Origin of the sequence: Streptomyces sp. 2P-4 (genome assembly GCF_030167965.1) — a bacterium.
Lineage (GTDB): Bacteria > Actinomycetota > Actinomycetes > Streptomycetales > Streptomycetaceae > Streptomyces > Streptomyces globosus_A.
Window position 1 is genome coordinate 3,196,320 of sequence record NZ_CP095011.1, and the last position, 23,507, is coordinate 3,219,826.

At 69.5% G+C, this 23,507-nt stretch carries 20 protein-coding genes, 1 tRNA gene and 1 pseudogene; 7 read left to right on the forward strand and 15 right to left on the reverse strand.

The features are described 5' to 3' along the window. Positions 1–11 precede the first annotated feature (11 nt). Both MUK52_RS13740 and MUK52_RS13745 read left to right on the forward strand, forming a co-directional pair. Positions 12–1,493: a hypothetical protein gene (locus MUK52_RS13740; protein WP_284576503.1), complete on the forward strand. Its 1,482-nt coding sequence runs from the start codon at positions 12–14 to the stop codon at positions 1,491–1,493. A gap of 26 nt (positions 1,494–1,519) precedes the next feature. Further along, positions 1,520–1,693, forward strand: a pseudogene (locus MUK52_RS13745) (metal-dependent phosphohydrolase); the annotation flags it as partial. Here the strand turns inward: MUK52_RS13745 and MUK52_RS13750 are convergent. After that, on the reverse strand, positions 1,681–2,148 hold the full coding sequence (locus MUK52_RS13750; RefSeq protein WP_284576505.1) for an NUDIX hydrolase: 468 nt from the start codon (positions 2,146–2,148) through the stop codon (positions 1,681–1,683). The pseudogene MUK52_RS13745 and the gene MUK52_RS13750 sit on opposite strands and share 13 nt — an antisense overlap. A gap of 397 nt (positions 2,149–2,545) precedes the next feature. Here MUK52_RS13750 and aspS point away from each other — a divergent pair, with 397 nt between their 5' ends. Further along, on the forward strand, positions 2,546–3,862 hold the full coding sequence (gene aspS, locus MUK52_RS13755) for an aspartate--tRNA(Asn) ligase (RefSeq protein WP_284576507.1): 1,317 nt from the start codon (positions 2,546–2,548) through the stop codon (positions 3,860–3,862). A 63-nt stretch (positions 3,863–3,925) separates the two neighbouring features. Here the strand turns inward: aspS and MUK52_RS13760 are convergent, their stop codons facing one another. From MUK52_RS13760 to MUK52_RS13780, 5 genes are all read right to left on the reverse strand, one after another. Further along, positions 3,926–4,708 carry a hypothetical protein gene (locus tag MUK52_RS13760; protein ID WP_284576509.1) on the reverse strand — a complete coding sequence of 261 codons (783 nt, stop codon included), beginning with the start codon at positions 4,706–4,708 and terminating at the stop codon, positions 3,926–3,928. Between the two features lie 15 nt (positions 4,709–4,723). Then, positions 4,724–5,602 (reverse strand): radical SAM protein, encoded by an 879-nt coding sequence (locus MUK52_RS13765; protein WP_284576511.1) that lies wholly within the window; start codon positions 5,600–5,602, stop codon positions 4,724–4,726. Next, the gene (locus MUK52_RS13770) at positions 5,599–6,900 is read right to left on the reverse strand and encodes a radical SAM protein (RefSeq protein WP_284576513.1); all 1,302 of its coding nucleotides are present in this window, start codon (positions 6,898–6,900) and stop codon (positions 5,599–5,601) included. The genes MUK52_RS13765 and MUK52_RS13770 overlap by 4 nt, the downstream gene beginning before the upstream one ends. Positions 6,901–6,904: 4 nt before the next feature. Continuing rightward, positions 6,905–7,264, reverse strand: coding sequence for a hypothetical protein (locus MUK52_RS13775; protein ID WP_284576516.1), 360 nt, complete (start codon positions 7,262–7,264; stop codon positions 6,905–6,907). Positions 7,265–7,479: 215 nt separating this feature from the next. Next, positions 7,480–7,746, reverse strand: coding sequence for a hypothetical protein (locus tag MUK52_RS13780; RefSeq protein ID WP_284576518.1), 267 nt, complete (start codon positions 7,744–7,746; stop codon positions 7,480–7,482). A 446-nt stretch (positions 7,747–8,192) separates the two neighbouring features. On the opposite strand from MUK52_RS13780, the gene MUK52_RS13785 reads away from it, so the two are divergent. Beyond that, positions 8,193–9,515: an NsdA family TPR-like regulatory protein gene (locus MUK52_RS13785; protein WP_284576520.1), complete on the forward strand. Its 1,323-nt coding sequence runs from the start codon at positions 8,193–8,195 to the stop codon at positions 9,513–9,515. Between the two features lie 14 nt (positions 9,516–9,529). Here the strand turns inward: MUK52_RS13785 and MUK52_RS13790 are convergent, their stop codons facing one another. Then, positions 9,530–10,552 carry an NAD-dependent epimerase/dehydratase family protein gene (locus MUK52_RS13790; RefSeq protein ID WP_284576523.1) on the reverse strand — a complete coding sequence of 341 codons (1,023 nt, stop codon included), beginning with the start codon at positions 10,550–10,552 and terminating at the stop codon, positions 9,530–9,532. Between the two features lie 199 nt (positions 10,553–10,751). Between MUK52_RS13790 and serS the strand changes: the two genes are divergently transcribed. Next, positions 10,752–12,044 carry a serine--tRNA ligase gene (gene serS, locus MUK52_RS13795; RefSeq protein ID WP_284576525.1) on the forward strand — a complete coding sequence of 431 codons (1,293 nt, stop codon included), beginning with the start codon at positions 10,752–10,754 and terminating at the stop codon, positions 12,042–12,044. 281 nt (positions 12,045–12,325) lie between these two features. On the opposite strand, the gene MUK52_RS13800 is transcribed toward serS, so the two are convergent. The 6 genes from MUK52_RS13800 to MUK52_RS13825 form a co-directional block, all read right to left on the reverse strand. Next, positions 12,326–13,117, reverse strand: a complete 792-nt coding sequence (locus tag MUK52_RS13800) for a ParB N-terminal domain-containing protein (protein ID WP_284576527.1) — start codon at positions 13,115–13,117, stop codon at positions 12,326–12,328. A gap of 325 nt (positions 13,118–13,442) precedes the next feature. Further along, a complete protein-coding gene (locus MUK52_RS13805) occupies positions 13,443–15,143 on the reverse strand; it encodes a relaxase/mobilization nuclease domain-containing protein (RefSeq protein WP_284576529.1) in 1,701 nt (566 codons plus the stop codon). Positions 15,144–15,148: 5 nt separating this feature from the next. Further along, positions 15,149–15,700: a plasmid mobilization relaxosome protein MobC gene (gene mobC / locus MUK52_RS13810; RefSeq protein WP_284576531.1), complete on the reverse strand. Its 552-nt coding sequence runs from the start codon at positions 15,698–15,700 to the stop codon at positions 15,149–15,151. Between the two features lie 477 nt (positions 15,701–16,177). After that, positions 16,178–17,035, reverse strand: coding sequence for a DUF2637 domain-containing protein (locus tag MUK52_RS13815; protein ID WP_284576534.1), 858 nt, complete (start codon positions 17,033–17,035; stop codon positions 16,178–16,180). 357 nt (positions 17,036–17,392) lie between these two features. Beyond that, positions 17,393–18,679, reverse strand: coding sequence for a DUF3631 domain-containing protein (locus MUK52_RS13820; protein WP_284576537.1), 1,287 nt, complete (start codon positions 18,677–18,679; stop codon positions 17,393–17,395). A gap of 230 nt (positions 18,680–18,909) precedes the next feature. Then, entirely contained in the window at positions 18,910–19,140 is a 231-nt protein-coding gene (locus MUK52_RS13825) for a hypothetical protein (protein WP_284576540.1), read from the reverse strand. Positions 19,141–19,236: 96 nt separating this feature from the next. Here MUK52_RS13825 and MUK52_RS13830 point away from each other — a divergent pair, with 96 nt between their 5' ends. Together MUK52_RS13830 and MUK52_RS13835 are read left to right on the forward strand one after the other, a co-directional pair. Beyond that, a complete protein-coding gene (locus MUK52_RS13830; protein WP_284576542.1) occupies positions 19,237–19,911 on the forward strand; it encodes a helix-turn-helix domain-containing protein in 675 nt (224 codons plus the stop codon). Continuing rightward, positions 19,908–21,518 carry a tyrosine-type recombinase/integrase gene (locus MUK52_RS13835; protein ID WP_284576545.1) on the forward strand — a complete coding sequence of 537 codons (1,611 nt, stop codon included), beginning with the start codon at positions 19,908–19,910 and terminating at the stop codon, positions 21,516–21,518. The genes MUK52_RS13830 and MUK52_RS13835 overlap by 4 nt, the downstream gene beginning before the upstream one ends. A 122-nt stretch (positions 21,519–21,640) precedes the next feature. Here the strand turns inward: MUK52_RS13835 and MUK52_RS13840 are convergent. Both MUK52_RS13840 and MUK52_RS13845 read right to left on the reverse strand, forming a co-directional pair. Continuing rightward, positions 21,641–21,714: transfer RNA gene (locus MUK52_RS13840), tRNA-Thr, on the reverse strand. Between the two features lie 115 nt (positions 21,715–21,829). Next, positions 21,830–23,398 (reverse strand): alpha/beta hydrolase, encoded by a 1,569-nt coding sequence (locus tag MUK52_RS13845; RefSeq protein WP_114053529.1) that lies wholly within the window; start codon positions 23,396–23,398, stop codon positions 21,830–21,832. Between the last annotated feature and the right edge of the window lie 109 nt (positions 23,399–23,507).

Sequence of the window (23,507 nt, forward strand, 5' to 3'; positions counted from 1 at the left end):
AGGGGAGAAGCATGTCGCGCAGCACGTCCGGAGAGCTCACGGCGCAGCGGGAAGAGTGGTTCCGTGAGATCCAAGAGGGGCTGCTGTGGCACGTGAGGGATGTCCCGGCCCTGGGCAAGGACCGCCTGCGCGACGACCTCGGCGAGCCCAGGCTCATCGGCTCCATGCTGGTCGCGCGGGTCGCCGTCCAGCTCGCCCGGGGCGAGAGCACATCGAACATCCGTGACATGCTCGCCGCCAGCCCACTATTCGCGGCGCCCGGCCCTGATACCGAAGAACTCACCAAACTCATCGGCAAGATCCAGTTCGGGTTCGAGCACGACGGTCTGGCCAACACCGTTGTGGTACTCGACGGCCTGGGCCTGCTCCCCTGGAGTCCGGAGAGCACCTACATGCTGCTGATCGAATACTGGGCTGCCCAGCGGGGCCGTACTGTGCCTCGTTCGCGTGTGGAACGGGAGCTGAGCGAACTGTGGGACACAGCGGACTCACGTGTCCTCGCGGCGCACTCCTCACTGCCCGCCTTCCCGCTGGAGGGGTACCCCGACCTGTGGGAGAGGCTGAAGGCCGAGCCGGACTTCCGGGTCGGCAATGCCGGAGCTATGACGCTGACCCAGCGTGGTGGCGGCGACCAGGCCTGGGAGCGCTGGATGTCCACCCGCCCCTGGAGCACTCTCAAGGCACGCCACTTGGTGAGCCTTGGCGGCGATCTCGTACGCTGCCAAGCCGCGCAGCGCGCTCTGGGCCATCTCCTCGATCAGGCTCCGTCAGGCGATGAGTTCCGCAGGGTTCTCGTGCGGACCGCGGAGATCATCCAGGAGCAGCTGGAACGCATCGCGCTGGCCGTGGAGGGCATGAGCGCCATCGAGTACGAGCTGCTGCGTGAGCGCAGCAAGGACGAGCACTTCCAGTACGGCTGCCTCGCCACCTTCCAGAAGCATCTGCTGAAGCGATACCAGATCTTCTCCCCCTTCCTTGAGCACGAAACAACACACGGCACATGGGGCCCGCTCCCCTGGTGGTCGATCGCCCTTCACGACGAACGCGAACGGCAGGCGGCGGAGGAGCTGCTTGTGCGCGGCGGCATGCAGTTGGGCATCATCGCCAAGACCCACGATGCTGACGAACTCGTCATCGCCTGCCAGGAGCCGGGGCTCGGGCCGTCGGGGCTCGCCGCCCGCCTCCGCTTCGACCTCCGCGACGCCGTGCACGCCTGCGAGCTGCTACTTCTTGCCCGCCGACAGTCCGTGGCGGTGGACTTCCTCACGGAGCACATCGACGAGTGGGACGATCGCGAAGTGAACCTCGTCGGCACTCTGGATATCGCAATAGGCGGCGACATCAGTGCGACGCTCGCCGACATCGCGACGCGTGCCCTGCGCCGACTCATGCCAGGTGCGTCAGGACCAGCCCTTTACCATGACGCGGTCCCGGCGCTTGAGCGACTCCTGAAGTCGTCACGGCTCCCCGAGATCAGCCGCCACCCGCGGTAGCGACCGTGTCAACCTCCTGCCGTCATGACATGACGACCACGTCCGACGGCGGCCGGACCACCGCCGAGGAGCGTGTCGCGGAGATCCTGGGCCGCTACGGGGACGACAGTGTGGTCGGGCGGTTCATCCGTCGGGCGGCGCCGGAGATCTTCGCCGCCATCGGGCATGTGGAGGCCGCGCTGGCGGCTCAGCCGAGGTAGGGGTAGGTGCCAGCGAGGTAGTCGCCGATCTGCTGGCGCATGTTGGCGTGGATGTCGTACTGATCGAGGTCGGTCGGCTGGACGAAGCGGACGCCGTCGGCTTCGTCGTTGATCGTGGGCTCACCGCCGACGGGACGGCCGATGTAGGTGTTCTCGTACTGCTGGCGGATCTCGCCGTCGGTGTACGCCACGATGTGGTCCGGGTTGGTGTAGACGCCGGGGAAGCCGGTGATCTCGGCGACGATCCCCGTCTCCTCCAGGCACTCGCGTACCGCGCACTCGGCGGCGGTCTCGCCGATGTCCTGGGCACCGCCGGGCAGCGCCCACTGGCCGGTGTCACGGCGGCGCTGGAGCAGCATGGCGCCGCTGTCGTCGACGACCAGCAGGTTGCTGGCGGGGATGAGGGTGTTGGCCTTGGGGGCGTCGGGGTCGTTGTAGTACTCAGTCCTGCCCATGTGCGGCTTTCCTCTCCTGATCGGGTGAGCACAGCCGTACTCGGACACCGGTGGAGCCCGATTTCGGCCAGGTCGTGCGCCATCGCCGTGATCGCGTTGCGGGGGACTTTCAAGGTCCCTATTCTCGTGGGCAACGCGTAGACGGAGACGAGTAGCCAAGGATCACGCGAGCAGAGAGAGCCGCCGGTAGCTGGGAAGGCGGACTCGCACCCGAGGTGAAGACCCTCCTGAGCGCGGGGAGGAACGGCCCCATGGCCCAATGCCCCGCCGGTTCGCCCCCGTCACAGGGCTGAATGAGGCCGCTGCCCTCGGGTGGCGGCGAAAGTGCGGTGGTACCGCGAGTTCCCTTCTCGCCCGCACTCCCAAGGGATCATGACGACGCCCCTGGAGGGCTGCGATGATCCACACTACGAGCCGCGTTCTGACCTCTGACCTACGCGGCCACATCGACCAGACCGTCTCTGTCTCCGGCTGGGTGAACGCACTCCGGCTGCAGCGCAAGATGCAGTTCGTGATCCTGCGCGACCACTCCGGCATGGTCCAGGTGACCCACAAGCGCGACGGCGGCCCGCTGGAGGCCGTGCTCGAGTCCCTCACCCCTGAGTCCGCCGTACGGATCACCGGACGCGTCGTGGACGCGGCCCAGGTCAAGCTCGGCGGCCTGGAGCTCGTACCCGAGTCGGTCGAGGTGCTGAACCTGGCCGAGACGCCGCTGCCGATCGACGAGCACACCGGGCCCGAGCACCGGCTGGACTGGCGGTTCCTGGACGTCCGGAAGCGGGAGACCGCGCAGCTGGTGTTCGCCGTGCAGACGACCCTTGAGCAGGGGCTGCGGGAGTACGCCATGGAGCATGGCTGCACGGAGATGCACACCCCGAAGCTGATGGGGACCGCCTCGGAGTCCGGGGCGGAGGTGTTCAAGCTCGGGTACTTCGACCGGTCGGCGTACCTGGCGCAGTCGCCGCAGTTCTACAAGCAGATGGCGGTGGCGGCCGGCATCGACCGGGTCTTCGAGATCGGGCCGGTCTTCCGTGCCGAGCCGTCGTTCACGTCCCGACACGCGACCGAGTTCACCGGTGTGGACGTCGAGCTGTCGTGGATCGACGACGTCGAGGACGTGATGGCCTTCGAGGAGCAGATGCTCGCCCACGCCATCGCCAAGGTCGCCGAGGTCCACGGGGAGCGGATCCGGGAGGTCTTCGGGGTCGAGGTGGCAGTGCCGGAGGCGCCGTTCCCGCGGATCACGATGGCCGAGGCGCAGGAGGTCCTGCGGGCTGGCGGTTGGGACCCGGAGGGGGTGAAGGAGGACCTGGACCCGGACGGTGAGCGTCGGATCGCCGCCCACATGAAGGAGCAGACAGGGCACGAGTTCGCGTTCATCACGCACTACCCGGCGAGCATCCGGCCCTTCTACCACATGCGCCCTGCGGATCGGGCGGACCTGACGCTCAGCTTCGACCTGCTGTGGAAGGGCCTGGAGATCACCACCGGCGCCCAGCGCGAGCACCGCTCCGACGTCCTGCTGAAGCAGGCGGAGGAGAAGGGCATGAGCACCGAGCCGATGCAGGACTACCTGAACATCTTCCGCTTCGGCTGCCCGCCGCACGGCGGCCTCGGCGCCGGCCTCGGGCGGATCCTCATGGTCATGCTCGGCCTGGACTCCATCCGCGAGGCGGCCTTCCTGTTCCGCGGACCGAACCGGCTGACTCCCTGATCGATTGCGTACGTGCCGCTGCCCCCGCCGCCGTCTGGCGGTGGGGGCAGCGGCACGAGGTGCTCAGTAGCGGGTGTGGCCCAGGTCGAGGGTCCATGCTTCGGCCGGGTTCTTGTCCCAGTGGGACCGGAGGGCCAGCTCGCGGTCGGCGTAGCGTCCCTGGTGACACAGGCCGCCGTGGGAGATGGTCACGCTGAGCGCGAGCGGGGACTCGGTGGTGACCCAGTGCGGGGTGAGGGCATGGCTCCACAGCTGGTCGCCGGGGTGCATGGTCACCGACTGCCGGTCCGCCTCGCGGTGGGCCGGAGGTTCCTCGGCGGTGGTCTCCCCGATGACGGCGGCTTCGGCCGTGAGGTGCTTGTCGGGGTTGTGGTAGCTGTGGAAGGTCTTGGTGCCGTGGACCTGCCAGACGAGGCCGTGCGAGTTGTCGTTGTGGTACGTCGAGGTGGCCCCCCGGGAGGACAGGAAGAGGATGGGCGCGCACCGCTGCCAGGTGAATCCCTGGGAGGCGAGATACGTGCGCCAGGGGGTCATGACCTCGTCCTGGAAGCCGTCCAGGAGTTCGCCGTAGAACCGGGAGAGGTTGAAGTGCACCAGGCGGAAGGGCCAAGTGGTGATCTCCTCGACCGGGGCCGTCCGGAAGGCGGCCGTGCGGTCCATGCGGACCTGCCAGTCTTCGTCGCCGAGGATGGTGAAGCGCACCTCCTCGTCCCGGCGGATGTGGTCGAGGATGTCGATGGCGGGCATGAAGAGGTAGTCGAACGGGACGTGCAAGCGGAAGTTCGGCGGATGCCTCCAGCAGGCGGTGAAGTTGTGCGGGTCGGTGACGGAGACCGGTGCGTGCACGATGGCTCCTTGGGCTCAGGCCGCCGCGCCGGCGTGCGACGCGGGGCGGCAGATGGCGGCGCAGTCGGGTCCGACACGGTCCTTCGCCGGCGCTTCGAGGAAGCCCCTGATCTCGGCACGCGGGGCCTGGACGCTGACCCCGTCCGCGCCGTAGGGACAGCGCCGTAACTCGCCCCCGGCGGACAAGTAGAGGGTCGCTGACCGGCAGGGGTGGCCCTCGTCGTCGGACAGCTGCATCCGACGCAGATCATCGAGGTACGACCGGTACGCGTTGGACAGGCGGAAGCGCCCGGCAAGGGTCTCCGTGTCAGCCTCTCTGAGCTTCACAGAGTCCTGGAGCGATCCGCCGGACCTGACTAAGCCCTGCTCGGTGAGGAGTACGGGGCTGAGCTGGACCTCAATGCCTGTCCCGGCGACGAGGCCGGCGATCTGCGCGGCTTCCTCCTCCGCCACGTCCAAGTAGGTCAAGTGAAGTACCTTCGCCGGAACGTCCACGGCCAGCAGTGTTGCAACGGCGGAGGCCACGGTCCGCGTCGTCCGGCCAAGAGCCATCGCGCCCTCGGAATCAGCGGAGACGGTTACGTTGGTCAAAAGGTGCTCGACCTCCGTGAGGGCGGTGACCTCGGCCTCGGTGCGGGCCGAGGTCACCATGGACACGGACATCCCGAACTGGTGGGCCAGGCGGACGAGCTTCCGGAGCTCCGGATGGTGGGTCGGCTCGCCTCCGGTCAGGCACACGCCCTCCACCCCGGTCTCCCTCAGCCGCGACAGGGCCCGGGCGTAGGTCTCGACGGTGAGGAAGCCATGAGCCCGGTCGGCCCGGAAGCAGAATCCGCACGCGACCTTGCAGTGGCCGGCCGTGGAGACCAGCGCGGTACGGGCGGGGGTGCTCATTGGACCCCCGTGTTGTCCCAGACCGCGATGGACATGGTGCTCGTGTAGAAGGCGCACATCTGCGGGTCCGGGGTGTCGCCACCGATGAGGGCCTGCTCGTTTCGGGACGGGCCGCCGCAGACGGCCAGGGCCGGGCAGTCGCCGCAGGCGGGGATCGGGGCGACCTTCTTCGCCGCGGCGGCCAGCAGGCCGGGCTTCTGGCGGAGCTCGTCCACGGTGTGGAGGAACGAGGGCTCCGTGAAGTTGATGTCACACACGCTGACCCGGTTGCCGGGCAGCAGGGCGGCGTTCAGGCTTCGGTCGCCCTGCATGTGGTCGAACAGCATCGGCCGTCGGGTGTCGAGGGCCTGGAAGGCGCGGTCGAGGACGGAGAAGAGCATCCCGCCCCTGCCGAGCGCGGTCAGGCGTGCCTCGTACAGCTCGCGGGCCAGCTCGGCGCCGTTGACTCGCCACTCACCCCCCGTGGGGATGGGGGTGTTGACGTAGATGAACTTCAGGCCGAGGTCGTCGATGATCCACCGCACGGTCTCGGCCAGGCGCCCGATGTTCGATGCCGTGGGGGTGAGGTTGCAGCCGACGTGCAGGCCCTTGGCCGCGACCAGGCGGCCGACGTTGCGGCGGATCCGGTCGTCGGCAGGCTGGCCGCCCAAGAGGAGCCGGTTGGCGGAGTTGATCCCAGGCGGGCCGTCGATGGAGATCCCGACTCCGTACTCGCGCTGCACGAAGTGGTCGAGGGCCTCGTCCGTGAGCCGGGCGCCGTTGGTGACGACGGTGCGGCGGACGCGTGCGACGCCGTAGCGGACGGCGAGGGTGTCGGCTAGCTCGTCGCCGTACTTCATGAGGTCGAAGCGGATGGTCGGCTCGCCGCCGAACCACTGGATCGACACTTCCTCCTGGCCGGCGTTCTGCTCGAACAGGAACTCCAGGCCGGTGGCGAGCTCCTCCTCGGTCATGTCCGGCTTGCCGGTGTTGGTGTCGACGAAGCAGTACGTACAGGCCATGTTGCAGCGGTCGGTGAGGACCACCCGCAGCCCGCTGATCCGTTGCGGTGTCGGGTCGAATCCGAGGGCCTGGAGGCGGTTGTGGAGTGCTTCACGGCGGTCGGCGGAACGGCCGTCCTGCGTGAAGCCGAGCCCGGCGAGGGCTTCATGGGTCGCGGTCGGGGAGACTCCGGCGAGGTCAGCGACCTCGCCGGAGTCGAGAAGCACACTTTCCAGGGTGACCGGGTCGAGGAGGACAGCCTCCCCGGCCCGGTCGTACTGGAAGTACTTCCCCCACAGCAGCAGGGGAGCGGCCACTGGGTCAGGCCGCCGTTTCCTCTTCGGCGATGCCCAGCTCGGCCATCACGGCGCGGACCTGCTCCTCGGCGCCAGCCTGGAGCTGGGCCGAGGCCGCGGGGCTGCCACCGTCGGAGAGGACGATGACGCCGGGCAGCGTCGGGTTCGGCACGATGACCGTGAGGCCGGCGGGCTCGGTGCTGATGACCATGATCGCGTCGTTCAGCTCGACCCAGTCGGTGCGGTCCTTGAGCGCGTCGAGGATGCGACCCTGCTTCTCGCGGAAGGAGGCGCGCTCGCCCATCCACACACCCGCCTTGGACTTGGAGTCCACGACGTCCGCGTAGATCAGGTGGTTCTGCTTCTCTTTCCTGGGTTTCGGCATGCCGATCTCCTTGTTGGAAGGGTGACTGCCCGGTTGGGCAGCTCTGATCCGCTCTGCTGGCCGCCACTCGGGATGCCATACAGCGCCCCCGAGCGGTTTGGTGCACGGCGCCCACGGGGCGCCGTTCCCCGCGCGTGGCCGACTGGTGACTGGCAACACGAGCGGGAAGTCTGTTCAGCTCCGGGCGCCGTTGCCCCGCACTGACTGGACGGTGGTCACCGAGGGTCCGCCGCCACATTGGAAGCCAGCGGGAGCAGGGGCTGGAGAGAGCCGGGGTCCGCCGTCCACTCGCGGCCCGAGTCGTCCAGCGGGCGCATGTGCGCCACCCTCTTGACCACCCGCCCGGTGATCTTCGACGTGTAGATCAGAACAGTGCCGACGGTTCCGCGCCGCCCGCTGGACGGCTGTGCGACCTCTTGGCCGAGCAGCCGGTGACCGGGGTCGTCCGCCACCCAGAGGTTCGCGTCGGTGGTCGTGGTCACTGGGCACCTCCGAGACCGAGGAAGGCGTCGAACTGGGCAGAGCTCCAGGTGGCGGGATCACCCTGTTCGGCCCGGAACACCTCCGCCGCCCGCGGCAAGCGGCGCCTCTCCAACGACGGGCCCGCGTCAGTCTCCGCGTACGGGGCGACGGCTGCCTCGTACTGCAGGTTGGTCGCACCGGGGGTTCGGCGGGGAAGCCGGGGGCTGCTCACGATCCGTTCCCTTCACTGAGCTCCTTGGGGTGGCGTAAGAGTCCCTCCGGTGCGGGTGTCACGGCCATGACGCCGCAGATGTCATCTGGCGCCCACTTGGGTGTGTGGGGTGTCATGGAGGTGGCATCGGCATGTCATGTGCGCGGATTCCATTGCGGATCAAGCCGGTTGGCCGGTAGTCAACGGAGAGGACGGGGTGTTGTGACCCGTCTCCTGACTTTGAGGGAGCGACCGATGCACGATCCGGCCACCCTGTTACGCGTATTGGTCCAGCAACGACGCTGGCGGTACCGGGACTTCGCTGCAGCCTTCGCGCGGGCGGCCTCACAGGCCGCCTTACCGGGTCTGTCGGTGTCCGAGGCACAGTTCCGGCGGTGGACATCGGGCCGGATCAAAACCCTGCCGGGACCGGACACGTGCCGGGTGCTTGAGCGCCTGTTCGAGGTGGAGACCGTCGCGCTTTTCGGTCCTCCGCCTACGCCGTCTCCGACGACGTCGGGGGCTCCTGTTGCGTACGACCTCGAAAGTGACATTGCAATGACCGCACGTGACGCCGCAGACGAGGCGGGTGCTGCCGCCGCGCAGTGTGTATCCGACACCACCATCGACCAACTTCGCGACGACGCCCTTGCTCTCGCCCGCTCCTACGGGGCTGTGAGCGCGTTCGACATCTTCCGGCGGGCCAGGGTGCTTCGTACGGAGGCGGAGCACCAGCGGGGGCTGACACAGGTGCCCGCCCAACAGCAGGACCTGCTGATCGTGGCCGGGCAGGCGTGCGCGCTGCTGTCGACCGCCGCATTCGACCTCGGCTCCCTGGACGACTCGGCTCGGCTTGCTCGGTCGGCAGCCCTGTACGGGGAGATGGCTCGGTTCGATCCGCTGCGCGCCTACGCGACCGGGTCCTTGGCGATCTGTGCCTACTTCACGGGGCGCCCGTCGGAGGCGGTACGGCAGGCCCGGACAGCGCTGGCCTATGCAGGCTTGGGGGACACGGCTCGCCGTCGGTTGCTGTCCATCGAGGCCCGCGCCCACGGACACCTCGGAGACCACGAGCGGGCGACCCGGGCGCTCGTCGCATCGACCCGCCAGGATCGCGGGGAGCGCGACGAGCTGCACGATGGTGTGGGCGGCGAGTTCGCGTTCAGCGAGGAGCGGCTGTTGATGTCCAACGGCACGACGGCCCTACTCGTCGGCGACGGGGCAGGTGCCGAGGCCACCGCGCAGCGGGCGCTGGATCTTGTCTCGTCCCGGCCGCCGGCCCGGCAGTCGGCGTCCGTACGCGGGAAGGCCGCGGCCGACCTCGCAGCCGCGCAGCTCCTGCGGGGCGACCTGGACGCGGCGACGGTGACGCTGGAGACGGTCTGGGCGATTCCTGAGGACCAACGCGTGGCTGGGCTGCTGGAGCGCACCGGGAGCTTGAGGCGGGCGCTGACCGCCCCCGCGTTCAGGGGGGCGGGCGCGGCGGTCACGCTGGGCGAGCGGATCGAGGAGTTCGGCCGCCGCTCAGCGCCGAGGCAGTTGGGTACTGGGCGAGGGCTGCTCGCCATCGATTCCTGATCCGCTCACCCTCCTTACGCGTGGCCGAGGGCAGCGAGGATCTGGGCCTCCTTGTCCGGGTCCACGCCGTGTTCGGACCACCTCGGGTGCTCGACCGGTCGTCCGTCCGCCTGCATCCACGCCCAGGTATCGGCAATGGTGTCCGCGAGCGGGCGGCACCGGAGCCCGGCGGCTGCGGCACGGGAGGCATCGACGGACCACACGCCGGCATGGGTACGCCACAGCGGAAGCTCCGTCCACTGCTTGACGGCGTGCGCTGTGAGGGTCGCAGCGTCGGTCCACACCGGATGGCCGATGCCGCCCGTGACCGCGAGGCATGCGCTGATGAAGTCCGCCCAGCTGATGCCCTCGGGGTGGGCGATGTTGAAGGCCCGCCCTGGGGTACCGGCCGCGGCCTGATCGACGGCGAAGGCGGCGACGTCGCGCACGTCGACGGGCTGGAGGCGCTGCTCGCCCGGCGCCGGGACAACGATCGGGCCGCCGCGATGGGCCCTGGTGAGCCACCACGGGAGTCGGCCGACGTACTCGCCGGGGCCCAGGATCACCCCCGGCCGTACGAACACCGAGTCGTCCCCGAACGCGGTCCGCACCGCGGCCTCTCCGCCGGCCTTCTGGAATCCGTACTTCGTCGGGCTGCCGTCGGGGCCGGTGTGTCCGAACGACTCGTCCGCGTCCGGTGGGCACTCCAGCAGTGGGGAATCCTCAGTGAGCGGGTGGTGGGGCCAGCCCTGGTAAACGGACACCGTGGAGACGTGCACCCACCGGACGGCAACCGGGCGCAGGGCCTCGGTGGCGAGGAGCACATCACGAGGCGAGAACTCGCTGCTGGAGGTGTCGATGACGGCATCCCACGGCCCTTGGCTGGCCAGCCGCTTCACGTCGTCGGGGTCAGTCCGGTCACCGCGGACCGTGTCGGCGCCCTCTACCGCACCGGAACGGCCACGGTTGAAGGTTGTCACCTCCCAGCCCCGTCGCAGAGCTTCGTCAACAATCGCGCGGCCGAGGAACCAGGTGCCGCCCATCACCAAAATCCGCATGGGGTCGACCCTGTCACGAAGCACCGGGCGGGCACCATCCCGGCCCTGGTCGAGGCTGGCGGGATCTGGACAGTACGTGGAGCCCAGTAGCGCTGCGCCGTAGAGATCACACGGCGATATTCCGGATCCGCGAGGGGTCGCTGTTGCTACCGTCGCTCTGGAATCCCCATCCCACTCGCTGGATAAAAAGGATCCCCTCATGCATGACGCCCGCGCCCTGATCGAAATGGGTGCCGAAGCTGTTCGTAGGCTCGCTCGTCGCGGATACTCCCTGGACCTGTCCCGGCTGGAAGACCTCCAGTCCCGGCGCAACCAGAACATCCGCTCAGCCGATGAGCTGCGGACGGAGGCCAAGCGGGTGGCGAGCGAGGTCCAGCAGACGGCCAAGCAGGGCGGCGACATCTCCAAGCTGAAGGAGCGCGCCCGCGAGCTGAAAGACCAGATCCGGGACATCGATGCCGAGCAGGAGCAGGTGCAGGAGGAGCTGCGCGAGCTGCTCCTGACCATCCCGAACCTACCCGACGACGCGGCCCCCGACGGCGACTCCGAGGAGTTCGCGGTCGAGATCCGCCGGGTCGGCACTCCGCCGGCCTTCTCCTTCGAACCGAAGGACCACGTCGACCTCGGCGAGGCCACCGGCATCCTCGACTTCGCCCGCGCCACGAAGCTCTCCGGCCCGCGCTTCGCGGTCTCCCGCGGCGCCGGCGCCGCCCTGGAGCGGGCTCTGGCCACCCTCTTCCTCGACATCCACACCCGGCGCCACGGGTACGTCGAGCACGCCGTCCCCTACCTGGTCACTCGCAAGACGATGACCGGCACCGGCCAGCTGCCGAAGTTCGAGGAGGACCTGTTCAAGACGGGCGTCGCCGACCGCGACCTGTTCCTCATCCCGACGGCCGAGGTCCCGCTGACCAACCTCTACGCCGACGAGATCATCCCGCCGGCCGAGCTGCCGCTGGCCCTGACCGCGCACACCCCGTGCTTCCGCTCCGAGGCCGGCTCCTACGGCCGTGACACCCGGGGCCTGATCCGCCAGCACCAGTTTGCCAAGGTCGAGATCGTCCAGATGGTCGACCCGGCGGACGCGGCTGCCACGCTGGAGACGATGGTCGGCCATGCCGAGGCGTGCCTGAAGGAGCTCGGCCTCGCGTACCGCGTCGTCAAGCTGGCCGCCGGTGACACGGGTTTCTCGGCCCAGCTCACGTACGACATCGAGGTCTGGATCCCCAGCCAGAACACCTACCGGGAGATCTCTTCGGTCTCCAACTTCGGCACGTTCCAAGCCCGCCGCGCCAACATCCGCACCCGCGGCGAGGACGGCAAGCCCAAGCTCGTCGCCACCCTCAACGGCTCCGGCCTGCCCATCGGCCGCACCCTGGCCGCGCTCCTCGAGCAGTGCCAGCAGCAGGACGGCTCGATCGTCCTGCCCGAATCCCTCTTCCCGTACCTCGGCTTCCGCCGCATCTCGGCGGACGGAACACCGGAGGCATAGCGAGTACTGGGCTCTGTTCGGCGAGCTCCGAGTTCCGCGGCCGTTGGTTGCTCGATTCATCGAGGGCGAGTTGCGTCGGTAGGCGCAAAGCCTCTGGGGGCCAGGGCGTTTCGGCGCTGGCCCCCAGAGGGCGTCATGAGATCAAGTCGGGCTACGGAGTCACGGGCTGAGGACGTGACTCCGGCGGTGCTGGCCATCCATCTCAAAGGACCCGGTGAGATGGGGGGCGGACTTGGCCCACCTTCCGAATGATCTTTCGTTGCCGGGTCTCACGGGCAGGCTCAGGGGAGGTTGCGCTCCCGCCATACAGCGTCCATTTCGGTGAGCGCGGTCATCGCGTGGGCGATGGTCTCGCGGGTAACGGCGCGGCGCGGTGCCTCGTATTGGGGGTCGTACCTGACGAAGGTCCTGGAGCCCCGTGTCTGCGCCAGAGACGTTACGACGTCGCAGAGAAGATACGTCGCGACCCTGCGCTGCCGTTCGACTTCCTTGATACGACCCTGGTGCTTGTTCCAGGCATGAAACGCGGTGAGTTCACCCGCGATGACGCGGTCGGCGAGGTCAGGGGCATCGGTGCGCAGGCGGGCGAGGTGCTGCTGGCTGACTTGTGCACGGACCTTGTTGGTGAGTGCGAGCTCGTGCGCCTTGTCCAAACTGACAGCACGCGTGATGACTGGCTCGATGAACTCGGGCTCGTGTCGCATGACCATGTCGGCCAGCTCCAGTCGGCCAATGGAGACACCGGTCTTCTCACTGAGGGAACGCATCGCCTCCTCGGGGGAGGGGTGCTCGTTCGTCTCGGTGACGGCTTGGGCCTTGATGGCGATCATCGCCGCCTGTCCCGTGGTCAGGTTGCGCTGGCCGATGTTGACGGACAGGGCGTACCCGTCGGGATCACCGCCTTCGTAGGTCGTGAAGCGGGGTTCGACTCCGAGGGCCTTGCAGACGGCGAGTCGGTGGCGGCCGTCGAGGAGGGTTCCATCGGGGCCGAGGACGATCGGGTGGCGCAGGCCGTGGGTCCTGATCGACTCGGTCAGCTCGTGGAGCTCCTCGTTGGTGAGCGGCGGAAACATGGCAGCGGTGGGGTGGAACTTCAGGGTGGTGCTCCTTGTGGTGTGGGTGTGCCGACAGCACCGTGCGGGTGCTGTACGTCTGGGTGGAGTTGGGCGCGGGCCCGTGCATGTAAATGGTCTGGGGAATCCCCGGTTTGGCTAACCGGGGATCGTCGGCTATACATGTCGGCCCTCTCCCGGCGATCGCGTCCGGATCCGCCTGTGGCCTCGGGCCCGGAGAGCGGCCACGGTGGCGGCGGCCACCTGAGCACAGCTGCGGTGTGCTGCGGGGGAAAACGTGTCCTGCTGGGGTGCAGGGCGGGTGCCAATGGCGAGATTCCAGGGGTCAGCGTCGCGGGCGGTTGGGTCGGCCTCCGGGTGCTACTGACGGCATTGAAGCGGTGGCCCGCCGGCCGGTCACCGACGCCGTGGTGCGGCGGCGGGCGGCTTCGGCCCGAGGGTTCGGGCTGGGGTTGCGGCTGGTGTGTTGGAGACGGGTGATCAGGACGCGGGCGGGCTGGCGGGCTGTGGCTAGTTCGCGCTGGGCTGCGGCCTCCTTCAGGAGCTGGTGGGGTTGGTGGCCTCGGGCTTCCGCGTCGGCGAGGACGGCGGCGAGGGCGGGCCAGCTGGGGTCGGTGAGGATGCGGTCTGCGTGGTCGGGGACGGCGGCGCGTACGTCGTGGGCGAGCGTGCGGCGTATCTCCTGCTTCGGTTGACGCTGTTCGAGTACGACGAGCGTGGGGGCGAGGGCCTGGTCGGCGGCTGCCTGCAGGTGGTGGAGGGCCCGGCGGGCGGCGTCGGCTTGGTGGGCGTGGCCCTTGGCCTCGTGCCAGCGGTTGGCGATGATCCCGGCCCACAGGAGGGCCGCGATGAGGGCGGCGAGGGCGCTGCCGTCGGGGCCGGTGGCGGTGTGGACGATGTCGCGGGCCGCGTGGCGGATGGCGTGGGCGGCGCGGTCTTCCGCCCGGACCTGGGAGCGCTGGGCTCGTGCGAACGCCTTCGATGCAGCCTGGAGTTCGGCGCGGAGGCGGGTGGGGGCTTGCTGGGCGGTGGCTTCGAGGAGTTCACCGAGGGCGGTGATGTGCGCCTGGGCGTGGGTGTCGTCGGCGAGGTCGGTACGGAAGGTGTCGAGGGCTTCGGTGGCCTGGTGCCAGGGGGTGGCCGGCCGGTTGCGGCGGGCGGTGGGGTGTTCCTCGGGCTGGCCGGCTTCCAGGCGGGCTTGGAGCTTGGGGAGGGTGAGGTCGGGGGCGATCTTCCCGCCGGGGTGGAAGATCTGTTCGCCGTCCTTGTTGAGGTCGCCGGGGCGGCCTGCGGCGTAGCCGAGGAGGTCCCCGGAGGGGCCGCGCCTGGCCTTGATCGCGATGCCGTCGGCTTCGAGGTAGGCGAGGAGTTCCTCGGCGGTGCGGGCATGGGGGATGGCGGCGCGGATGCGGTCCTGGAGCCACTCGCGGCTGGTCTGTTCCCAGCCGAGGCGCTGGGCCTTGTGCATCTCAGCCTGGGTGGGGACGCGGGTGCCGGTGCGGTCGCCCTTCCTCAGGCGGCGCAGGCCGTAGTCGTTCTCGATCTGGCGGCAGGCGTCGCCGACGCGGATGCCGCTGTCGTGGAGCTTGGGGCGGCGGCCGTCCTCGCGGACGGTGGTGGCGAGGATGTGGATGTGGTCGTCGGCGTGGCGTACTGCGATCCAGCGGCAGGACAGGTCGTCGCCTTCGGGGGCGATGCAGGCCGCGGCAACGATGCGCTGGGCGATCTCGCCCCACTCGGCGTCGGAGAGGTGGCGGTCTTCGGGAGCTGCGCGGACGGGGCAGTGCCAGACATGGTCGGTGATCTTCTTGCCGAACTCGCTGTTGCGGAGGCGTACGGGCTCGTCCAGGTAGCGGGCGAGCTGGGTGAGGGTGGCGTTCTCGTCGCGGCCGGGGTCGGGCATGCCGAGCATGGCGAAGCCGGCCACGATGTGCGGGTCGGTGTGCTCGTCGTGACGGCCGGGGCCGTAGAGGTAGGCGAGCAGTCCGCGGGTGTTGGCGCCGGCGGGCTTGATGGCGGCGATCACGATCGTCAGACCTCCCTCGGGTCGGCGGGCTCGCGCAGGGCCTCGGCGATCACCGTGAGCAGGTCGTGGAGTTCGTCGAGGCGCTGGCGTATGTCGGGCGGGGTGAGGTCGCTGTTCAGGGCGCGAGCCATCTGGTTGATGTTGACGCCGATGCGGTTGCACTGGCGGAGGACCTGGGCGCGGAAGACGTGGGTGCGGCGGCGATCCTCGGACAGGGGGAGGTTGGCGGTGAACCGGCCGTCGATGAAGGCCAAGACGATGTCGGCGGCGAGGCCGGATTCGCCCTTGTAGTTGTGCTCGGCGGCGGCCTCGATCAGGCGGGCGCGCTCGGTGCGGGTGAAGCGCAGCGGGCCGACACGGTCGGTGCGCTTGTTGCCGGTGAAGCGGCGGATCGTGGGCTGAACGCTCTGCACCGTCGGCTCACCGGCGGCGGGCTGGGGGCTGGGTTCGGCGCGGAGGATCTCGCGCTGGATGGCCTGGAGCTTGTCTTGGTCGGGGCTGCCCTCGGACCCGACCCCCCGGTCTGGCGCCCCCTGGCGCTGGGCCGTCTCCGCCACCCCCGGGGCGGAGATCCCCGAGGGCCGGCCTTGAGTCGGACTCGGGGTACTACTGGCTCCGCCAGGGGCCGTCATCCCGAACGCACGCTGCCAACGGTCTATCAGACTCGGCGACTTCGAGACCGGCGAGGGCGTGGAGTCGGGGTCGTTCGGGTCGAGCGTCACAGGGTGCTTCTCCGATGCGGGGGTGGCTGCTGGCGATGCGGGACAGGCGAGGTCGGCAGGCGGGCGCCAGCGGCATTGGCAGAGGTTGCGGCGCGCGGTCAGCGAGGAGATGACCGGAAGTCCGACGGTCCCCGGAATAGGCGGATGGCTGCCCCGGTGCAGGAGACCGGGGAGTGCGGATCGCGGGCTGGGTGGGGACGGGGACCGGTGGTCGGGGACGCGGGTTCTACGGTGATCGCCGGGGGACCGTGGCCAGCAGGCAGCCACGGTCCCCGTCCGGCCTTACCGGCGTTGACCTGCGGTGAATATCGGTCAGCGTCCGGGGGCGGTTCCACTGAGGGCTTGCTGCCTGCGGAGGCCCACGAGATCCTTCTTCACCTTCCCCAGGCGCTCGTTGCTGATCGAGTGGCCCTCGGCTTCGATGGCCGCCCGCATCTGCTTCAGCGTCGGCTTGCCTTCCAACTTCTCCACGATCGCGAGGAACTCGTCCAGGTCACCGGTTGTGGGTCGGCCGACCTTCCGGGAGGGGACGGCGGGCGGGTCGGCTTTGTGCGGACCGGCTTCCAGGTCCGACTCCTCGGCAGCCTCGGCGGCGTTGTCACCGGAATCCTCCGGCTCCTCGCCCGCGGGTACGGGCTGGCGTTCGAAGGCTTGCCCATCGTCGGGCGGGAGCTGGGCGGCGATCGCCACAGGGTGGTGGCGGTCGTCCGAGGGACGTGGGGTTGCGGGTTCTGCGACGTGCTGGTGGATCTGCCGCATCAGGGCACCGAAGGCCATGAGGGCGGCGGCCGGAGGGATGGCGGCGATCACGTAGTCCAGGAGCGGGACCTCGGTGGTGCCGCGTGTGCCGTAGACGCCGGCCACGTTCAGGGCGATGGATCCGAGGGAGCCGGTGGCGGTCAGTGTAATCGCCCACCAGTCGGTCACCCGCCGCAGGCTGGCGCGGAGCATCAGGAGCTCGCCGGAGACGATGAACGCGTCGAGGGTGGCGGGCCAGGCCCACTGGCGTTTGGGGGCGTCACCCAGGCCGTGGCGTCCGGCGACCTCGGCCAGGTGGGCGTACGAGAGCCAGAAGCCTGCGGCGGTCAGAGCGACGATCACGAATCCGGCGGCGGCCAGGACGTACCGCTCGGCCCGGGTGGTTTTGTGCGTGGGGGTGGGTGTGGTCAAGCGGGTGCACTCCAAGGGGTGAGGTGTGGCCACCGGACTGGGTGGCTGTGGAGGGTGGGGACTCGTCCCACTCGTCCTGTCGCTGGTCAGGGCAGGTACGGGTGCTCGGCTGATGTCGAGTCGACTCGTTGCACCCGTCCGATACCGCGTGCCGGACGGTCGGTGAGACGAGTGGGGGACGAGTTGGTACGGGTGCCGACTCGCGCGTCCTGGGAGCCGCTTGGCGGGCGGTTGCACGCTTTCGACGGCAGGTTTCACCAGGTCAGCAGGCTGGTGATGTCGAGTCGACTCGTTGCGCCTCCCTCACCCGTCCCCGCGCTGACCTGCGCGGGGACGAGTGGGACGAGACGTGGAGGGTCAGGCGCCGGTGGTGGGCAGGGCCTCTGCGGCGGGATTCTCCGGCGGGCAGTACCGGGTCCAGGCGTCGGTGAACTGCGCGGGGGTAAAGCCCTTGGCCTGGTTGCCGTCGGGGAAGCGGCGGTTGCCCGAGCCGATGCCGTAGTCATCGAGCAGGATCTGCAGGCCGCGCGGGGTGAGCCCCTTGGGGCTGTGCTCGGACCACGGCGCCTCTGGGTCGGCGTTGAGGAGGTCCAGCAGGTGGGTGGTCCGTAGCGCGGGCGGATTGCCCACACTCGCGAAGGCTTTCCGGATGTCGGTCAGAATACGGATCTTCAGCCCACCGTCCTGGTCCCGGCCGGACTCGTAGTCCGTCATGGCCTTGCACGCCGTACGGGCGGTCATCGGCCAGCGTCCGCCCGCGAGGTCGGCGACGCTGATCAACGGCTCCCACGTGTCGGCGGCGCGGTCGTCGACCGGGAGCTTGGGCTCCAGCGCGATGGCCTCGTCGCGCACGCTGGCCAGCCAGGCCGCGAGCCGTTCCCGCAGCGCCCTGACCGCCAGGTCGTCGCGGCCGTAGCGCCAGGAGGCGACCTTCTCGCTGCGGGCGCGGCGGCGCATGCGGATGACCACGGACCGGTCCATGATCGTGTCGGGCAGGTCGCCGATGCCGGCCAGGGCGGCCATGGCGAAGGTGGAGAACTTCTGCACGTCGTGGTTCGGGCCCGAGACGCGCAGGGTGGGGCGGTTGCGCTGATGTCCCGCGTTGAGCAGGCCGCGTATCTCCTCGTTCTTCTCCGCGACTTTCGCCGACCCGAAGATCGTGTCGACCTCGTCCACCAGCAGGGTCGGCGGGTTGTCCTCGCTGATCGAGCGGAAGATCGCCGCCGCGGACGCATTGACCGTGATCAGCGGTTCGTGGACCGCCTCGATCAGGACCTCCAGCAGCCGCGACTTCCCGCACCGCCTTGCCGGTCCGACCACCGCGAGGCGCGGGGCGTGCTGCCACACCGTCTGGAGGTGTGTGGCCGCCGCCCACAGCGTGGCGGCGGTCAGGGCCTCCTCGCTGGGCATCACTACGTACCGGCGGATCGTGGCGCGCAGCTCGTCCAGGATCGCCTCCCCCTCTGACGCGGGGGTCGACGGTGCGGGCGGGGGAACTTCCGCCTCAGCGGGGCCTTCGACGGGTGTGTCGAGTCCCCAGGCCGGTGCGTCGTGCAAGTGGGCGCCGGGCTGGCCGGGGACCGCGACCGCAGGCCAGGTCGCCTTGGCAGGTGCGGCAGGGGGCGTGGATGTCGTAGGTTCCAAGGGGCAGCTCCTTCTCGTGTGGCCGCGTGCGTGCTGGCCACTCGGGTTGACCGTGTGGTTGCGGGTGGGGATGTTGCCGGGGCCTCCGACGTTGGCGCGTCGGAGGCTCACTTGTTTGCCGTGATCCCTTGGAGGAGCCGGGCGACGACGAACAGTACGTCCGACCCCTGGCACAGTCCAGCGTTTCTGTGTCAGCTCCGCGCAGAATGGTCTGCTACCTTCTCTCGCCCTCAAGCGGCCAGTCCCAGCAGGTTCACCAGGTCTGCGGTCACCACGCGGTACGCCTTGCCCAGCCGCAGGACCTTGCACGGGTACTCGCCCCGCTTGGCCAGCTCGTAGCCCTTGCTTCGCCCGAGACCCAGCGCACGGTTGCTGGTGTCCAGGTCAATGGCTGCCGGTAGGGCCAATATCTCCTCGCGACCCATCCCCTTCGGCCCGGTTTCAGTCGGGTTCTCGCGCACGCAGCGACTCCTCTCGTCACAGCCGTCGGCGAACGCGGTCCTCACGTCCGGCTCCGGGCCTACGAGAAACAAGTCTGTTCGAGCTAATGTGTCTCCATGACACAACGTGGATTCGATGATGAAGACGAGGACGACGTCCCAGAGTGGGTGGACCAAGTCATGGCAACCGTGGCCAAGGAGGTGCGACGACGCAGGAAGGAATTGGGCATGAGCGCCCAAGAGCTCGCCGATGCCTGTGAGGAGATCGGCCACCGGATCCCGCGCAACGTGATCGCCAACATGGAGTCAGGCCGCCGGGCCAGCCTCCCCTTGGTCGACGTCATGGTGCTGGCCGAGGCACTCCACACGAACCCGATCTGCCTGATCTACCCCGTCGGCTACGTCGAAAGGGTTCAGAAACTCCCCCTGCGGGACAGCGAGCAGACCTGGGGCGCCATGCGGTGGTTCACCGGCGCCGAACCCGGTGAGCCGCTCGCTCTCGACCGCATGCTGCGCCTGTTCCATCGGCACGAGAGCGAGCAGCAGGCCCTCAATGCCGCCGAATCCAGCGAGCAACACGAAGCCTGGAAGGCCAAATCGGCCAGCAACGCCACTCAACGCGAAGAGGCCCTCAGCGCCCAAGCCTTCTACGCAGAAAGAGCAGCGCTCGCCAAACAACGGCTGCGCAGCGTACGCGCCTCCATCCGTGAGGAGGGCGGCACACCCCCGCATCTGATGCGAACCCGGTTCATGAGTCCGTTCGACGACGGCTACGAAGAGGAAGACATTTGAAGGGTTCTACCTACCGCCGCTGCTCCTGCCGCGACCCCAAGTCCGGCAAGGAACTCGGCGCTTCCTGCCCCAAGCGCAACAGCAGAAACCACTGCACCTACTCCATACGCCAGGAGCTGCCACCCCGCGAGGACGGCAGCAGGCGGTCGTTCGCCCGTGGCGGCTACACCAACGCCAAGGCTGCGCAAGCCGACCTCGACCACGTTCGTGCCCTGCTCGGGCTCGCCGAGGCCGACGACCCCGAAGGCACCCAGCTGCTTGCCGAGATGCTGGCGGAAGTCAGCGGCGAGAAGCTGCCGCTGCCCGACGTGGAGGAGACCCGGCGACGCCTCAAGGCCGGCCAGGACCTCGTCGGCAGCCTGACCGTCGCCGAGTGGCTGGACCGGTGGCTGGCGGGCAAGCGCATCCGGAAGTCGGGCATCAGCCGGTACGAGACCGACATCCGCGTGCACCTGAAGCCTCACATCGGCCACCGGCGCCTCGACCGGCTGCGCGTGAGTCACCTCAGCGAGATGTTCACGGCCATCGCCGACGGTAACGCCGAGATCCTGGAGCAAAACGCCCAGCGGCGGGCAGCCGTGAAGGAGTTGGCGACGATCCCGTGGAAGGGGGCCGAGAACCGAGCTCGCCGGAAGGCACTGAAGGAGGCGATCGACGCGATGCCGGCCTTCCGTCGCGTGACCGGCCCTGCCACGCGGCAGCACGTGAAGGCCACGCTCCGCGCGTCCCTGAACGACGCGATCGGGCAGCAGATCATCACGTTCAACCCTGCGGCCCACGTCGAGATCGACCCGGTGCGCAAGCCGAAGGCGCTGGTGTGGACGGACGAGCGGGTCGCCAAGTGGGAGCAGACCGGCGAGAAGCCCTCCCCCGTGATGGTCTGGACGCCGGAACAGACGGGCGCCTTCCTCGACTTCGTCGCCGACGACCGGCTGTACGCGATGTGGCACCTGATCGCGTTCCGCGGTCTGCGGCGCGGCGAGGCGTGCGGGCAGCCCTGGTCGGAGACCAACCTCGACCGGCACTCCCTCACCGTGACCGGGCAGCTCGTCCAAGACGGTTGGGAGGTCGAGGCGTCGGAGCCGAAGACGGACAGCGGGTTCCGCGTCGTCGCGCTCGACGACGACACCGTCGGCGTCCTGGAGCGGCACCGCATGCAGCAGGAGGCCGACCGTTTGGAGTGGGGGTCGGCCTGGGTGAATACCGGCCTCGTCTTCACCCAGGAGGACGGCTCCTGGCTCCACCCAGGCAAGGTGACGGATCTCTTCGAGCGGCTCGTCGCGGCCTCCGGGCTGCCGCCGATCCGGCTGCACGACCTCCGGCACGGCGCGGCCACGCTCATGCTGGCGGCCGACATCGACATCAAGATCGTGTCGGACACGCTCGGGCACAGCGACACCCGGATCACGCGCGACATCTACCAGAGCGTGCTCCCCCACGTCGGCAAGAGCGCCGCCGAGGCCACCGCCAAGCTGGTCCCCCTCCAGCGCAAGGCCGAGCAGGAAGAGCAGGCCCGTAAGGCCGCCAAGAAGGCCAAGCAGGCCGCGAAGGCGAAAGCCAAGGGGAAGAAGAAGGCCAAGGCCAAGAAGGCTGCCAAGAAGGGCTGACGGCCCCTCCGCTCACGCATCGCTCACGCACGCAAACCTGCGGCACCCCCGCCGCATGCCCTGCCATGCCCCGAGCAACAGAAAAGGCCAGGTCAGAAAGTATCTGACCTGGCCTTTCTCTGAGCCGCCTTCGGGATTCGAACCCGAGACCTACGCATTACGAGTGCGTTGCTCTGGCCAACTGAGCTAAGGCGGCACCGCCGGTAGACAAGTGTTCCCCTGGCGGGGTTCGCTCATCAGCAGCGGCGCCTAGTCTACAGGCTCGGGAGGGGTGCCCCGAACCGAGTTCCGGGGCGGGCCGCCGCCGCGACTTACGTGCACTTTTTGCCGTTCTGCGGCGGCTTGCCCTCCAGGAGGTACGTGTTGATCGCGTTGTCGATGCACGTGCTGCCGCGGCCGTATGCCGTGTGGCCGTCGCCGTCGTAGGTGAGGAGGACGCCCGAGTCGAGCTGGCCCGCCAGGGCCTGCGCCCACTTGTACGGGGTCGCCGGGTCGCGGAGGGTGCCGACCACGACGATCGGCGCGGCGCCCTTCGCCGTCAGGGGGCGGGCCGCCCCGGTGGCCTTGACCGGCCAGTACGTGCAGTTCAACGCGGCCCAGGCCAGGCCCGTGCCGAACACCGGGGACGCCTTGCGGAACGACGGGAGGGCCGCCTGGACGGCTTCGGGGCCGGAGAAGGAGGGCGGCTGGTCGAGGCAGTTCACAGCGGCGTTCGCGTACATCAGGTTCGCGTACCGGCCGTCGGGCTCGCGCTCGTAGTACGTGTCGGCGAGGGCGAGGAGGCCCGAGCCGTCGCCGTCCTGCGCCGCGGCGATCGCCTCGCGCAGCTGCGGCCAGGCGCTCTCGTCGTACAGGGCGGCGATCACGCCCGTCGTGGCGAGGGACTCGCCGAGCGGGCGGGCCGGGTCGCCGCTGGGCACCGGCTCCGCGTCGAGCGCCGTGAAGAACTCCCCGAGCCGGGCGGCCACCGCGTCCGGCCCTCCCTTGCCGAGCGGGCAGTCCGGCTGCTTCGCGCAGTCCCGGGCGAAGGAGCGGAAGGCGGTCTCGAAGCCGGCGGTCTGGTCGCGGTTCATGTCGATCGCGGAGCGGGAGGGGTCCATCGCCCCGTCCAGGACGAGCCGGCCGACCCGGGCGGGGAAGAGGTCCGCGTACGTGGCGCCGAGGAAGGTGCCGTACGAGGCGCCGACGTACGTCAGCTTCTCGTCGCCGAGCACCGCGCGCAGCATGTCCATGTCGCGGGCGGCGTCGACCGTGGAGACGTGCGGCAGGATGCGCTCCGAGCGCTCCCGGCAGGCGGCCGCGAACTCCTTGAAGGAGGCGACGAGCCGGGCGCGCTCCGCCTCGTCGTCGGGGGTCTGGTCCACCTGCGTGAACTTGTCCATGCCCGGCCCGGTCAGGCATTGGACGGGGCTGCTGCGGTCCACTCCGCGCGGGTCGAAGGACACCATGTCGTACTGGGCGCGTACGGACGCCGGGTAGCCGATGCCGGCGAAGGCCTGGAGGTAGCCGATGCCGGAGCCGCCCGGTCCGCCCGGGTTGACGAGCAGCGAGCCGAGGCGCTTGCCGGGGCCGGTGGCGGGGCGGCGGGCGATGGCGATGTCGATGTCCTGGCCGGACTCGGGGTGTGCGTAGTCCAGCGGGGCCTTCATCGTGGCGCACTGGAAGCCGGGGACACCGCAGTCGCGCCAGGCCGGCTTCTGCTCGTAGTACGGGCGCAGCGCGGCCGGGACGGCGGTCGGCTGTGCGGACGGGGTGGTGCCGCGGACCGCGGAGGCGGAGGCGCGGGAGGCCGTCGAGCCGTCCGAGGTGCAGCCGGAGAGCAGCAGCCCGGCCGCCGCAAGGGCGGTGCCGGTGGTGCGCAGGAGGCGACTGGTGTCCATCCTCGGAGACTACGTGCCGACGGGCGGCCCGGCCGGGTGGGCGCCGGGCGGCCGCCCGGACGGTGCCCGGTGTTCGCGTGCCGCCGCCGGGCGGTTCGCTCGTACGGGT